The 13,608-nt window shown below is 40.7% G+C and carries 10 protein-coding genes, 1 pseudogene and 1 other annotated feature; of the genes and pseudogenes, 3 read left to right on the forward strand and 8 right to left on the reverse strand.

All coding sequences use genetic code 11. The features are described from left to right. Position 1: 1 nt before the first annotated feature. Complete coding sequence (locus tag FTT72_RS05750; RefSeq protein WP_180178011.1) at positions 2 to 796, reverse strand: RnfABCDGE type electron transport complex subunit B; 795 nt, start codon at positions 794 to 796, stop codon at positions 2 to 4. 333 nt (positions 797 to 1,129) lie between these two features. Here FTT72_RS05750 and gdhA point away from each other — a divergent pair, with 333 nt between their 5' ends. Beyond that, positions 1,130 to 2,473 (forward strand): NADP-specific glutamate dehydrogenase, encoded by a 1,344-nt coding sequence (gene gdhA, locus FTT72_RS05755; RefSeq protein WP_078193293.1) that lies wholly within the window; start codon positions 1,130 to 1,132, stop codon positions 2,471 to 2,473. Between the two features lie 594 nt (positions 2,474 to 3,067). Here the strand turns inward: gdhA and FTT72_RS05760 are convergent. From FTT72_RS05760 to rlmH, 3 genes are all read right to left on the reverse strand, one after another. Beyond that, a complete protein-coding gene (locus FTT72_RS05760) occupies positions 3,068 to 3,844 on the reverse strand; it encodes an META and DUF4377 domain-containing protein (protein ID WP_180178012.1) in 777 nt (258 codons plus the stop codon). 168 nt (positions 3,845 to 4,012) lie between these two features. Next, the gene (locus FTT72_RS05765; RefSeq protein ID WP_180178013.1) at positions 4,013 to 4,789 is read right to left on the reverse strand and encodes a dioxygenase; all 777 of its coding nucleotides are present in this window, start codon (positions 4,787 to 4,789) and stop codon (positions 4,013 to 4,015) included. A 137-nt stretch (positions 4,790 to 4,926) separates the two neighbouring features. Then, positions 4,927 to 5,409 (reverse strand): 23S rRNA (pseudouridine(1915)-N(3))-methyltransferase RlmH, encoded by a 483-nt coding sequence (gene rlmH / locus FTT72_RS05770; RefSeq protein ID WP_078189858.1) that lies wholly within the window; start codon positions 5,407 to 5,409, stop codon positions 4,927 to 4,929. 152 nt (positions 5,410 to 5,561) lie between these two features. Between rlmH and FTT72_RS05775 the strand changes: the two genes are divergently transcribed. Next, positions 5,562 to 6,524 (forward strand): M20/M25/M40 family metallo-hydrolase, encoded by a 963-nt coding sequence (locus tag FTT72_RS05775; protein WP_373686894.1) that lies wholly within the window; start codon positions 5,562 to 5,564, stop codon positions 6,522 to 6,524. A 416-nt stretch (positions 6,525 to 6,940) separates the two neighbouring features. Here the strand turns inward: FTT72_RS05775 and lon are convergent, their stop codons facing one another. The 3 genes from lon to FTT72_RS16275 all read right to left on the reverse strand — a co-directional run bounded on the left by lon (position 6,941) and on the right by FTT72_RS16275 (position 11,121). Then, positions 6,941 to 9,367: an endopeptidase La gene (gene lon / locus FTT72_RS05780; RefSeq protein WP_180162818.1), complete on the reverse strand. Its 2,427-nt coding sequence runs from the start codon at positions 9,365 to 9,367 to the stop codon at positions 6,941 to 6,943. A 147-nt stretch (positions 9,368 to 9,514) separates the two neighbouring features. Further along, entirely contained in the window at positions 9,515 to 10,102 is a 588-nt protein-coding gene (locus FTT72_RS05785; protein ID WP_180178014.1) for a 5-formyltetrahydrofolate cyclo-ligase, read from the reverse strand. Between the two features lie 131 nt (positions 10,103 to 10,233). Next, on the reverse strand, positions 10,234 to 11,121 hold the full coding sequence (locus tag FTT72_RS16275; protein ID WP_257233402.1) for an OmpA family protein: 888 nt from the start codon (positions 11,119 to 11,121) through the stop codon (positions 10,234 to 10,236). Here FTT72_RS16275 and FTT72_RS05795 point away from each other — a divergent pair. Continuing rightward, positions 11,102 to 12,310, forward strand: a complete 1,209-nt coding sequence (locus FTT72_RS05795; protein WP_180178015.1) for a cadherin-like domain-containing protein — start codon at positions 11,102 to 11,104, stop codon at positions 12,308 to 12,310. The two genes, FTT72_RS16275 and FTT72_RS05795, sit on opposite strands and share 20 nt — an antisense overlap. A 1-nt stretch (position 12,311) precedes the next feature. On the opposite strand, the pseudogene FTT72_RS05800 reads toward FTT72_RS05795, so the two are convergent. Next, a pseudogene (locus tag FTT72_RS05800) lies at positions 12,312 to 13,545 on the reverse strand (IS3 family transposase). Next, positions 13,154 to 13,270, reverse strand: a sequence feature (AL1L pseudoknot). Its footprint overlaps the pseudogene before it by 117 nt. Positions 13,546 to 13,608: the final 63 nt, after the last annotated feature.

The raw sequence follows: 13,608 nt of genomic DNA on the forward strand, positions 1-13,608 counted from the left end.
ATTAAGCCCCTTGCAGTTGTGTTAATTGTTGCGTGAGCGTATGGAGTAACTCACGTTTTTTTGCATCGTCTCGAACACTCAGTTGTTTTTCTAATTTCTTAATTTGTGTACGAATTTTTGCAAGTTCAATGGTGGTTTTTGCATCGAGTTGAACGACTGGCGTAGCAGGTTTTTCCACGACTTCAATGACCGGTACCAAGTCTGTCTGGGTCGAAAATTGGGCAAAAAGTTCCGTATCAATTTCTGCGCGTACAATAGGGCCTTTACGATGAATTCGGCGCTTTTCCTCACGTTGAATATGTGCATAGTAGCGGCGACGTAAATCATTCTGTTCTGCGATTCGAACAGGTTCAGATGGCACATGATCAAGCTCTTCGACTAGGTCGATACAATCCACTGGACACGGTGGGATGCAGAGTTCGCAGCCCGTACATAAATCCGTCAAGACCGTATGCATCAATTTGCCTGAGCCAATAATGGCATCGACAGGGCAGGCACTGATACATTTGGTACAACCAATACATTCATCCTCACGAATCACAGCTTTAACCCGTTGCGGGCGTCCATCACTTTGGATTGGCCAAACGCTGGCTTCTGCTGTTAAGTGTGGACGATTTAATAACGCTGCTAGTGAATCTGCCACAGGTTGACCACCGGGTATACATTTATTGGCTTCTTCTCCTTCACTGATGGCTTTGGCATAGGGTAAGCAGCCGTCTCGGTGTCCACAAAGTCCACATTGAGTTTGTGGCAATAGGGCATCAATTTGTTGGATGAGGGAAATTTCAGAAGTCATGGGTAGTCGCGAGTACAAATGAAGGCAGTGAAAAACCAAAGAGGACGTTGAATTCTAGCATGTTTCAGTATGAATTGCTGTGCGCAAAAATGGGTCTATAGATGCATCATAAATGAGCAAAATAATTCATTAAAATATTCCTAAAAGTAATAATATTTATAACTAAAATATCTGATTAATCAATTTAAATCGCTGTTCTTTAAAGAATTTAAAGATTTTTTAAAAAAACTATTGCTGATTAGTTACAAAAGATATTTAATATTTTGCGCCAAAATATATCTTTGATCAAAATTGTGATCAATTTTGATCCATACATCTGCTGAGGATTAAGCGTTGAAATATAACAGCCTTAACGACTTCCTAGACTACGTTAAAACACGTGATGAACATCAACCTGAATTTCTTCAAGCTGTTGAAGAAGTAATGACGAGCCTTTGGCCATTCATCGAAAAGAACCCACAATATGCTGACTACGGTTTGTTAGAACGTCTTGTTGAGCCTGAGCGTGCAATTCAGTTCCGTGTTTCATGGGTAGATGACAAAGGTCAAACTCAAGTTAACCGTGCTTTCCGTGTTCAATACAACTCAGCAATTGGTCCATTCAAAGGTGGTATGCGTTTCCACCCATCAGTGAACCTTTCAATTCTTAAATTCTTAGGTTTTGAACAAACTTTCAAAAATGCCTTAACTACACTTCCTATGGGTGGTGGTAAAGGTGGTTCAGATTTTGACCCTAAAGGTAAATCTGAAGGCGAAATCATGCGTTTCTGTCAAGCATTAATGATCGAATTATACCGTCATCTTGGTTCTAACACTGACATCCCTGCGGGCGACATCGGTGTAGGTGGCCGTGAAGTTGGCTACATGGCTGGTATGATGAAAAAATTAAGCAATGACACAGCATGTGTGTTCACTGGTAAAGGTTTAACTTTCGGTGGTTCACTTGCGCGTCCTGAAGCAACTGGTTACGGTACTGTGTATTTCGCTGAGGAAATGCTAAAAACTCGTGGCGATAGCTTTAAAGATAAAGTTGTAACGATTTCGGGTTCTGGTAACGTTGCACAATACGCTGCTGAAAAAGCAATGTACTTAGGTGCGAAAGTGGTTTCACTTTCTGACTCAGCTGGTACTGTATACGTAAAAGACGGTTTCACAACTGAACTTCTTGCTGAAGTAATGGAATTGAAAAACGTTAAGCGTGGCCGTATTTCTGAATTTGCATCTAAGCACGGTTTTGAATATTTAGAAGGTCAACGCCCTTGGTCAATCAAATGTGATATCGCACTGCCATGTGCAACTCAAAATGAACTAGATGAAGCTGATGCTGAAGCTCTTCTTGCTAATGGCGTAATCTGTGTTGCTGAAGGCGCAAACATGCCATCTACTTTGGCTGCAGTTGAGAAATTCGTTGAAGCGAAAATTCTTTATGCACCAGGTAAAGCTTCAAATGCAGGTGGTGTTGCAACTTCTGGTCTTGAAATGTCTCAAAACGCAATTCGTTTGGGTTGGACTTTCGAAGAAGTTGACGAGCGTCTACACGCGATCATGAAAGAAATTCACCGCAACTGCGTGAAATACGGTACTGAAGAAGATGGTACTGTGAACTACGTAAACGGTGCGAACATTGCAGGCTTCGTAAAAGTTGCTGACGCAATGCTTGCTCAAGGCGTTTACTAAGTTCTCCGTAAGTTGAACTGAAAACCGAGGCTCAAGCCTCGGTTTTTTTATGGCTGAATGGTTTGGAATATATTGGATTGTTAATTAGTGCTCATCAGGGTAAGTTGAATTTCGCTATCCATAACATTGAAGTGAAAATTTAAGGGTTGGTCGAGCAAACGTTTAAAAATAAAGCCCTAGCCGATGTAACTGTGGGCAGAACTTCAGAGTACTCCCTACATCATAATTGTGGCCAATGCGATTACAGCCACTAAAAAATGTCATCAGGCCATTGTTGAATGTGTGAGTTATTTGGGCGGGAGAGCGTTATTCTCTACGAGAACCCACGTCTATTGAGTTAATTGTTCTGCTTCAAAATCGCGTCAATGGGTAATTCGCTGTATGCTTAAAAATATCTGTCTGTTGATTGCGATTCGTCAGGATGAATTCAGGCAGGGCATTTTGCTTTTGTAGTGGCTTTAAATTTACATCGCTAAAGCGTTGGCTGAAAAGTACATCGTGATTTGAAAACTTTGCACGGCTGATCAGCGTTTGCGGTTGTGTAGATATAAAAAAAGACCGAGGCGATGACCTCGGTTTTTTATCGGCTGTAACTTACAAGGGACCTTTTACGGCTTCACGTTCGACTGACATATCAAAAATATAGGCATATTTTGATTGATCAGCAGCAGGGTTTTTACGTTCAAAACGTTTTACGCGAATAATTTGGCGTTCTGCAGGAGTGTGCTTAAAGCCTTCAATTTGATCGTAAAATAAGGTCCAGTCTTTATCAACTTGTGTTTTTAGGCCTTTTTCATCGTACTTCACTTCACGCACTTGCAAACAAGTTTGTGGAGCAGCGCCTGTACATTGTTTCGTTTCAGGGCTGACTTCTAGGAAAATCGTTTCGCCTTGTGAGTTGTACTGAGTTTCATGTGTTAATTTTCCAGTGAAAACCAGTTTTTCACCTGCTGCAGAGATAATGGTTAACGTTGGATTTTGCGGATCTGTGGTATTTAAAACAAAAGGTGCTTTACGGTCACTCAAGAGTGAAGATGCAAGTCCTTCTTGTTTCATCGCATTATCAGCACACGCCATCATCGTAGATGCAATATTGCCTGTTACGAGGGTATTGTGTTCCACTTTCCATTGGGTTGACATGCTATTACAGCTGGTTGAAATACCCAAAGTGCCATTTTCTAGAAAATTTAAAACCAAAGGTTTTGGTGCATTTTCAGTGGTGGTGCTCCATTGATATGAAGCTAAAGTTTTATCAGCATTTTGTTGTTGTAATACGCTCACGGCTAAATCTCCAGCTTTTTGGATATCGCTTGATTGACATGCTGCAAGGACTAAAGGGAAGAGGGCGATCGCTAAATATTTTAATTTCATTACGCTAACTGTTCTAAGTGAATTTCAGCCTGTAGCATAACCCATTCATTTTAAAAGAATATGAATACATTCAGCTCAAATAAGTAGCAAAATGTATCCATAAATAATAATTTGTTAACTTATTAATATAAATTATGAATAAGTCAAGCTATCAAGTTTATTTCACGTTTAATCAAAACGATAAATATCCATACCCAGCGAACCCATACTAAAGCTACTGTGAACAATAGAGAAGCGGGGGCCTGCACCCATCGCAAAGAAGATGGGTGCAAAATGTTCAATGGTCGGATGGTTGCGTTGTACAAACGGGATATTTTGCCAATCGAGAACTGCATCAAAATCTTGATGAGTGAGCTTATTGACCACAAAATTACGGAATGTAGATGCCCACTCAGGCACGGTTGCTGCACGTCCATCCCAAGCCAATTCACGTAAGTTATGAGTAATACTGCCCGATCCAATCAACAGGATTTGCTTGTCACGTAAAGGTGCGAGCGTTTGTCCAATTTTATAGATCTCTTGCGCAGACATAGTCATCGGCAGCGATATTTCAATCACAGGAATGTCTGCATCAGGATACATATGCAACAACGGCATCCAAACGCCATGATCACGTGGACGAGTGCTGTTGGCATGTGCCGATAACCCTGCCTTGGCAAGCAAATGAAGGATTTCTTCAGCGAGCTCTGGGTTACCCGGTGCAGGATAGCGAATATCATAAAGTTCCGGAGGGAAGCCACGGAAGTCATGCCAAGTTTCAGGACGGGCACTGGTACTTACTTCTAGTGCGTTACTTTCCCAATGTGCGGACATGATAATAATGGCTTCCGGTTTTGGAAGATTCAGGCTTAAACGTTCCAACGCAGGACCGACTTGCTCAGGATTGATGGCAAGCATAGGTGAGCCATGGGAAATAAATAAACCTGGAAGTGTTTGTAAATTCATCGCGGTCGCCGTTGGTTGTTTAAAGGAATATGATGATCATGCACTATATTATTCAGCGTAACAATTCGGATAATTTCAACGGTTTGTTTCATTGTTGCAACGCTGTAACTGCTGTATACGCTGGATGTTAGTTCGGATTAACCCGCACGATGGTAAGGGTGATTATGATTAATACTCATTGCACGGTATAGCTGTTCGATGAGCATGACACGAACCATTGGGTGTGGCAAAGTTAGTTTAGACAAAGACCAATGCCATGCTGCTGCTTTACGTACCGCCTCAGAATGTCCATCTGGCCCACCAATGGCTAAAACCACATCATTGCCTTCAAGCATCCAACCTTTCATGGTTTCAGCCAGTTTTTCCGTACTGAACTCACGACCACCAACTTCTAAGGCGATCAGTACTTCATTCGATTTCATGGCATTTAAAATGCTGTCACCTTCAATTTGACGGTATTTTAAAATGTCGGCTTCTGAGTCGTTCTTGCCACGTTTGGCCATAGGCAGTTCAATGATCTGCGTTTGAACAAATGGCTGAATACGTTTGAAATAATCTTCAAAACCCGTCAGAACCCATGCTGGCATTTTTTGACCGATTGTCAGAATACGAATTTTCATACAGCGCCTGAAAGTATACAAAAGAGCATTATAACGGTTCGCTTGCGCTTTGTATGTTCAGACACAATTTGCAATTGAAATCGTGTTCTGCTTGCTGTTTAAATACGCAGCATAAGCAGATTAGATCGAAGATGAAAATTGGAATAATAACAATGAAAAAAACATGGCAGGACGGTAAATTATTTTTGCTCAAGCAAGCAGCAATGCTTTCAATTTTTGCATGGTGTTCATTTGCGGCGTATGCCAACAATATTAGAACCGCTGAACCGGATAATTTAAAAGTCTATTTAGAGCAAATTATTGGTAATGAAGCTGAATATCGTAACTATAAGAACATTCAAGAGTTAAATCGGGTGTCTGCTTGGATTCGTGAGCAGATGCGTTTATTTGGTGTGAATTGTCGTTTTCAAACCTATACCGTAAACAGCCAACCATACCGTAATGTGGTTTGTCCCTTAAATGCAGGGCATAGCAACCGAGTGATCATTGGCGCGCATTACGATGTATTTGAGGAGCAGCATGGCGCTGATGATAATGCTTCTGGCGTTGCAGGTGTACTCGAAGCTGCTCGGATTCTTTCGGCTGAAAAAGCGCGTTTAAAACAAAATATTGAATTTGTATTTTATACCCTCGAAGAACCGCCGTATTTTAGAACAGAGTCGATGGGCAGTTTTATCCATGCAAAATCGGTAGCAAAGGAAAAGGATAAAATTTCAGGTGTGTATATTCTGGAAATGATTGGTTATTTTGATCCGAAAGTCACCCAAGAATATCCAGTTGGGTTGAAATGGATTTATCCATCGCATACGAATTTTATTGCATCGGTAGGGAACATTCAGTCTCGTGACTTAACTTCATCGTATTGTGCGGCGATGGAGTCTTTGAAGCAGTTGCAATGTGAACGCTTGATTTCACCGTCATTTATTCAGGGTGTGGATTTTTCAGACCATATGAATTATTGGCAATTTGATATGCTAGCGATGATGATCACTGATACTGCATTTTATCGTAATAAGCACTATCACACCGAGCAAGATACTATGGATAAATTAAACTTAGACAAAATGGCTCAAGTGATCGATGGTTTGGTGAAAACCATCTTAAATTTGAAATAGCATGTCTTTAAAAACATGACATAAAAAACGCAGCCCCGAAAGCCTGTGGACTGCGATAAAAGGTCATCTACCTGGAGATGTAGATGACCATCTTGTTCCAATGATCATCACGCTTTTACACGTGATTGGAACCAATAAAGAAACATACAGCGCGTATATCTCTCTACTATATATGTGGGATAGAGGGCGATATTTCAAGTAATAGCATTCAAATTTTGTAAGACTTTCTTATGGGTTATTATTGATCTTGATGTCGAATTTGAAATAGTTATCCAATCCATAGTTGTAGCTGTTGTCTTGAGTCTTGTCATAGCGAAGGATTTGAATGAAATTTTTCGAATATGCAGTATGAATAATGGATAAAAAAAAGCCCTGTCCAAACAGGGCTTTTTTCATTTATTGCGAGTTGCTAGCGCTTAGTGACGAGCAGCTTTGCCACCTTCAGTTGCTTTGACAATCGGTGTCTTTGCAAGAGGTTTAGGCATATCAACTAAGGCTAGAGGTAAAATCTCATCAATCGATTTCACTGGTTTAATTTCTAGACCTTCTTTGACATTGTCTGGAATCTCAGTCAAGTCACGAACGTTATCTTGTGGGATAAAGACAAGCTTGATGCCACCACGGTGAGCAGCGAGAAGTTTCTCTTTTAAACCACCAATGCGCATTGCACGGCCACCAAGACTGGTTTCACCTGTCATCGCAATATCTGGACGAATCGCAATGCCTGTAAACGCTGAAACCAGAGCAGTGGTCAGGGCCAAACCAGCAGATGGACCATCTTTCGGTGTTGCGCCTTCTGGTAAATGCACATGCACATCTGTTTCTTCAAAGCGAATCGCTTCAATACCTAGTTCATCTGCACGGGTACGTACAACGGTCATCGCTGCAGTGATCGATTCTTTCATGACATCGCCAAGAGAACCAGTGGTAATGAACTTGCCTTTACCTTTCACTGCTGCAACTTCAATCGTCAGTAGTTCACCACCAACAGATGTCCAAGCCAAGCCGTTTACACGACCCACTTCAGCTTCTTCTTCGGCCATACCGAAGTCGAATTTGTGTGGACCTAAGTAGTCAGGAAGATTTTTCGAATTCACTTCAATTTGAAGATTTTTCGCTTTCTTGCTCACTGCTTCTTTTACCACTTTACGTGCAATTTTCGATACTTCACGTTCTAAGCTACGGACACCGGCTTCACGTGTATAACGTTGTACGATATCGCGGATGGCTTCTTCGTGAACGGTTAATTCTTTTGCACGTAGACCGTTGTTCTTGATGGCTTTTGGAACAAGGTAACGTTCAGCAATATTCACTTTTTCATCTTCGGTGTAACCCGGTAGACGAATCACTTCCATACGGTCAAGCAAAGCTTCTGGAATATTCATGCTGTTTGCAGTGCAGATGAACATCACTTCAGAAAGGTCTAGATCAAGATCTAAATAGTGATCATTGAACTTACTGTTTTGTGATGGATCGAGGACTTCAAGCAATGCTGAAGCAGGGTCACCACGGTAGTCTTGCGCCATCTTGTCGATTTCATCGAGTAAGAACAGTGGGTTCTTTACGCCAACTTTTGTCAAAGACTGCACAATTTTACCGGGCATCGCACCGATATATGTACGACGGTGACCACGAATTTCAGCTTCGTCACGCACGCCGCCAAGCGCCATACGGACAAATTCACGACCAGTCGCTTTGGCAACAGATTCACCGAGTGAAGTTTTACCAACACCTGGAGGACCAACTAAACATAGGATTGGACCACGAAGTTTTTTCACACGTGATTGAACAGCAAGGTATTCCACAATGCGGTCTTTCACGTCGTCTAAACCATAGTGATCGGCATCAAGAATATCTTGAGCTTTCGCAAGGTTAATGCTGACTTTGCTGGCTTTGTTCCAAGGCGTATCTAAAATAACTTCTAGATAGTTACGCACGACAGCAGCTTCGCTCGAAGCAGGTTGCATTGCTTTTAGCTTACGGAACTCATTTTCAGCTTTCTTGCGTACATGTTCAGGTAAATCGGCTTCAGCTAGACGTTTTTCAATTTCTGCAACGTCATCCTCACCACCGCCATTCATGTCAGAAAGTTCGCGTTGAATGACCTTCATTTTTTCATTTAAGAAGTATTCACGCTGATTCTTTTCCATTTGGCGTTTTACAGAATCATGTAAGGTTTGCTCAATTTGCTGTTCTTCTGACTGTTGTAATAAATACGTCATCAGCTCAGCTAAATGTGCTTCAAATTCATCATGCTCTAAGAATTTTTGTTTTACATCAATATTCAAAGGCACGCGTGTTGCTACAAAGAATAATAATTGCAGCAAATCATCAATTTTATTGGCTGCTGCAATCAATTCACGTGCGTTACGCAATTTTGCTTCTGCATATTGAGCAAATAAGGTGCGTAATTCTTCCACACGATTATTCTGAGTTTCTGAGTCAACAGAAACCGTCATTGGGCTTAATGAATGCTCGGCAGTCAGGTAATCATCGGTATCGATAATTTTTTCTAACTTGGCACGATATAAGCCTTCAATCAGTACTTTTATACAGTTTTCATCATTCTCATGATTCACAACTTGCACAATCTTCGCGACAGTACCGTATTGATATAAATTGTCGTGATCAATTTCTTCTGTAAGCGAATCTTTTTGTGCAACTACGAATACAAGATTGTCACTGTCACGTGCGACATTGACTGCATTGATCGACTTTTCACGACCCACAAACAGTGCAATTTGCATGTGAGGATATACAACCACATCTCGTAGCGCTAAGAGCGGTAATACGCTCGGAATTGTAGTTTCCAAGCTTTCTTCATTCATAATAATCTCAGACATGGGCACTCCTAATGAGTGACAACGGTGTTGCCATGTTTTTTATAGTGATGTGTATTTTTTAAATTACAAGGGTCATGCCAATTAAAATGTGTAAAAAATGACTAAATATGTGATTTTTAAGTGTAACTCAGTGTCAAAAATATCAAATTAACGCTTAAAACGTAAAAGATGGGAGGGGGTTAAAAGTGCATCTAAAGGCTGATCCCATGATTCTCTTTTTAGTGTTTCATTGATTAATTGAAAGTCATGTGCAAGACCTAGTCGGTAGGGCTTTGTTGGTGCAGTCGCGAGGGTTTTATCGTAAAAACCTCCACCCATCCCAATGCGCGTGCCGAAGTGATCACAAGCAAGTAAAGGTAAAATAAGTAGATCTAAATGGGCGACATGTTGACCACGACTTGCCATAGGCTCCTTCATGCCGAGTGGGTGATGAGAAAAACGTTTACTAATGTATTGATGACGTGAGATTTCAACCCAAACCAATTGCTGATTCATGTTGCAAATCATGGGTAAATACACGTGTTTTTGATGCGCAAAACAATAGTGGATGATCTTTTGAGTGTGAATTTCACCGAATGCATGTAAATACACGCCTATATGCTGACTGCGCTGAAAATGACTGAGTCTGACTAAACGCTGGAGGACTTGTTGTTCAGCTTGTCGTTGGGTCCATAGGTTTAGGCTACGACGCTGCTTGCGGAGTTGTTTACGAAGGCTGGTGGTGCTCAAAGTCATGATTCATTTCAAAGTAGCACAAAATTCTTAAGGCATTTTAACGCGTTCAAGCTTAAAAGTCCGAAAAAATAGGTTTTATCTTTTTTATATAAAGCGTTCCTTAAACACTAGTTAGCTTAAGGAACGCATACTTATTTAAGTTTTTTTATACCAAGAATTTGCACATCAACACGGCGGTCTGCTTGTAAGCAAGCTTTTAAGGCATTTCGATCTTGCACATCAAAACAACCATTGGTTACAGGCTGAGTTTCACCTGCTGAAGCGAAACTTAATTTGTCAGCAGCAATCCCTTGGTTCATTAAGTAATTTTTGACAGTTAGTGCACGTTGCAATGCAAGTTGCTGATTATATTTTTCACTGCCTAAACGGTCGGTATGTCCGGTAAGCTTAATCATATCAATACGTGCATATTGGTTATTAAGTTTAGTTGCTAGTTCATTCAAGCTTGATTTACCTGCAGGAAGTAAATCATTTAGTTTGCCACCATTAAATTTTAATAAAGAATCGGCAGCTAAATTTATATTATCTAAACTTGGTTCAATTGGTTTTATCACATTTTTTAGAGCATTTTCTCTAATCGGGCAATTATTAATCCTAGTGCCATCATTATTCAATATAACGGGTTTGCCTTTATTATCAACTGTAAGTAATAAGTCATTCAAAAGTGACTTTTCGTTTACACAATAGCTAACTGAATAATTTTCACAATGATTTGTACAATTTTTCAATTTAAATTGGTATTCGCCTTCTTTTAAATAAAAATCAGCAGAATTATTAATATAAAAATCTCCCGCTTTAAAGTCATCTATATAGAGTTTAGTTGCACATTTTTGGTCTTTAGCTTGATCATCTGCGCATAATTTTTCATCACGTTGCACATGTATTTTGTATGCATCAATAGTATTGTTTTGAAACAACAAATTATCTGGTTTTGCATACTTATTTACGCCAGGAAAAGTTGAACATGCGACAACTGAGCGTCCACAAGTTGAAGTGACTGTGACACCGAATGGTGACATCGTACAGACTTACCCTGATGACACCGATCCATCCACAATTACGCCTGACCAAATTACGGTTAAAGATCCAAATGGCAAAGACATCGTGGTTGAGTTTGGTACACCTGAGACTCAACCAGACGGTTCAATCACGGTAACGGGTAAAGTGCCAGAGGACGTTGAAGGCAAAGTTACGGTTAATGTACCAGAAGGTTCATATGAAGACACTTCGGGTAACCTGGGTCTACCAGGTACAGGCAACGAAAACATCAATATGGTTCCGCCTGTAGCAGAAGTGACGATTACACCAGATGGTAAGATCACTGTGACTTATCCGGATGATGTTGATCCATCGACAATTACAGAAGATAAAATCATTGTTGAAGGTCCAAATGGTCCAATCGAAGTACCATTTACGCCGCCAGTGGAACAACCAGATGGCTCATATGTGGTGACTGGTGAAGTACCTCCGGGTGTTGATGGTAACGTTACGGTAACTGTCCCTACAGATAGTTATGAAGATAAATCAGGTAGTCCAGGTGAGGAAGTAGATAAAACTGTCCCAGTGGACAATATCGCTCCTGAAGTTGAGACAACCCAAGTGGTTACGATAGAAGATCAAAGTGTGACATTAACATGGGCGCATTTTGGTATTTCAGATGCAAATACAGCAAATGATCAGCTTGTTATTACGGTAACAAATCTGCCAAAAGACGGTGTATTGACAATCGTAGATGCTGCTGGGAATAAAACACCAATCATCGTGGGTCAAACACTATCTTATGCTGATATTAATGCCGGAAAAGTTGTATTTGCGCCAGATGCTAACGAAGCTTCAGCAACTGACGGCGGAGTATATGCAGGCCTAGAATTTAATGTTTCTGATGGTAAACATGTGACTTCAGGTGAATTGGAAATTGTTGTTGATGCAGTGGCAGATAAGCCTTCTTTAACATTAGATTTATTAGATTGGAGCCCAACGGCTGTTAATTTAAATATTCAAACTTGGAATAATCTTAAAACTGTTACTGTTGATGGAAAATTTTATAATTTATTGCAAGGTAATGGTAATGGCATGCCAGCAGATACCTTGAGAACGGTTTTTGAATACTTAACCAGTTCGAAAAATACAACTCTTCCACCTGCAAGCACTAGTGAAACTACAAGTTTGGTTGAACCGTACCGGGTTTGTCGGAGACTTTTTATTTAAGTTAGGCCACGTGACCTAACGGGTTAATCTTATCATAGTACATTGCTTCAAAATCAAAAGGTGATACATAACCTAGTGCACTATGTACACGCTCTTTATTGAACCAATCTACCCAGTTTAGTGTCGCAAGTTGTACATCCGCTAAACCTTGCCAGTCTGCTTTTAAATATTCAATCACCTCTGTTTTGTATAACCCATTCACTGTTTCAGCCAAAGCGTTATCGTATGAATCACCGGTCGTACCGACTGATGCTCGTAAATTTGCTGCTTCTAAACGATTGGTATAGCGAATTGAAAGATATTGAACACCTCTATCTGAATGATGAATCACATTCTTAGGCATACCTCGGTCATGCAATGCTTGCTCTAGTGCATCGAGCACCATGTCTGTATTCATACGTGTTGATACTTTCCATCCAACAATGGCTCGTGAAAACACATCAATAATAAATGCGGTATATACCCAGCCTGAATGAGTTTGAATATACGTGAAGTCACCGACCTGAGAAGCACTGCTTCGCAAGGGTCAGGATAATCTGCACTAAAATCCCGTTTCACTAAGTCGGCTGCTCGTTTTTGATCATCTCGGCTACGGGTCGTTTGTTTATTCTTACCACGCCAAACACCTTGTATACCTAGCTTTTGCATCAATCGAGCAACTGTACAGCGCGCAATAACATAACCTTCACGTTTCAGTTTTTGCCAAACTTTACGTACACCATATCGACCTGAACTTTCCTTCCAAATTCGTTTAATTTGTTCAGCATGATGCAAGTCATGTAAATCTCGTTTCGCTCGATGTTCTGGATTGTCCGCGAGATCTAAAGTCCGGTAATAGGTCGAAGGGGCGATCGGTAAAATCCTACAAATCGCATCAACACCGTATAACACTTTATTGTTATGGATAAAATCCACCATTATTTGTGTGGGCGGTCGAGCTCCGCCTGGGCGAAAAAAGCGGCTGCTTTACGCAGAATTTCATTGGCACGCTTTAATTCTTTGATTTCACGTTCCATTTGCTTCATTTTTTCTTGATCAGAGATCTGTTGTACTTTGATAGGATTTTGCTCATCTAAATGCTTTTGATGCCAAGCACGAAGTGTTTCAGGAGTACAACCAATCTTAGGCGCAATAGCTGTGATCGCAGCCCAATTAGATGGATAGTCTTTTTCAGATTCAATCAATAATTGAACCGCTCTTTCTCTGATTTCAGGGGTATATTTTAATTTGGTCATCGGAACATTCTCTCAGAATACTGAGTCTCCGACAAACCCGGTACGGTTCAGGAACTCAAATTG

Source organism: Acinetobacter sp. YH01005 (genome assembly GCF_013420465.1).
Taxonomy (GTDB): Bacteria; Pseudomonadota; Gammaproteobacteria; order Pseudomonadales; family Moraxellaceae; genus Acinetobacter; species Acinetobacter amyesii.

What these genes read in the sequence shown, in the direction of transcription:
- FTT72_RS05750 (WP_180178011.1), bottom strand. Translation starts at nt 796, where the DNA reads ATGACTTCTGAAATTTCCCTCATCCAACAAATTGATGCCCTATTGCCA.
- FTT72_RS05760 (WP_180178012.1), bottom strand. Translation starts at nt 3,844, where the DNA reads ATGAAATTAAAATATTTAGCGATCGCCCTCTTCCCTTTAGTCCTTGCA.
- FTT72_RS05765 (WP_180178013.1), bottom strand. Translation starts at nt 4,789, where the DNA reads ATGAATTTACAAACACTTCCAGGTTTATTTATTTCCCATGGCTCACCT.
- rlmH (WP_078189858.1), bottom strand. Translation starts at nt 5,409, where the DNA reads ATGAAAATTCGTATTCTGACAATCGGTCAAAAAATGCCAGCATGGGTT.
- FTT72_RS05775 (WP_373686894.1), top strand. Translation starts at nt 5,562, where the DNA reads ATGAAAAAAACATGGCAGGACGGTAAATTATTTTTGCTCAAGCAAGCA.
- lon (WP_180162818.1), bottom strand. Translation starts at nt 9,367, where the DNA reads ATGTCTGAGATTATTATGAATGAAGAAAGCTTGGAAACTACAATTCCG.
- FTT72_RS05785 (WP_180178014.1), bottom strand. Translation starts at nt 10,102, where the DNA reads ATGACTTTGAGCACCACCAGCCTTCGTAAACAACTCCGCAAGCAGCGT.
- FTT72_RS16275 (WP_257233402.1), bottom strand. Translation starts at nt 11,121, where the DNA reads ATGTCACCATTCGGTGTCACAGTCACTTCAACTTGTGGACGCTCAGTT.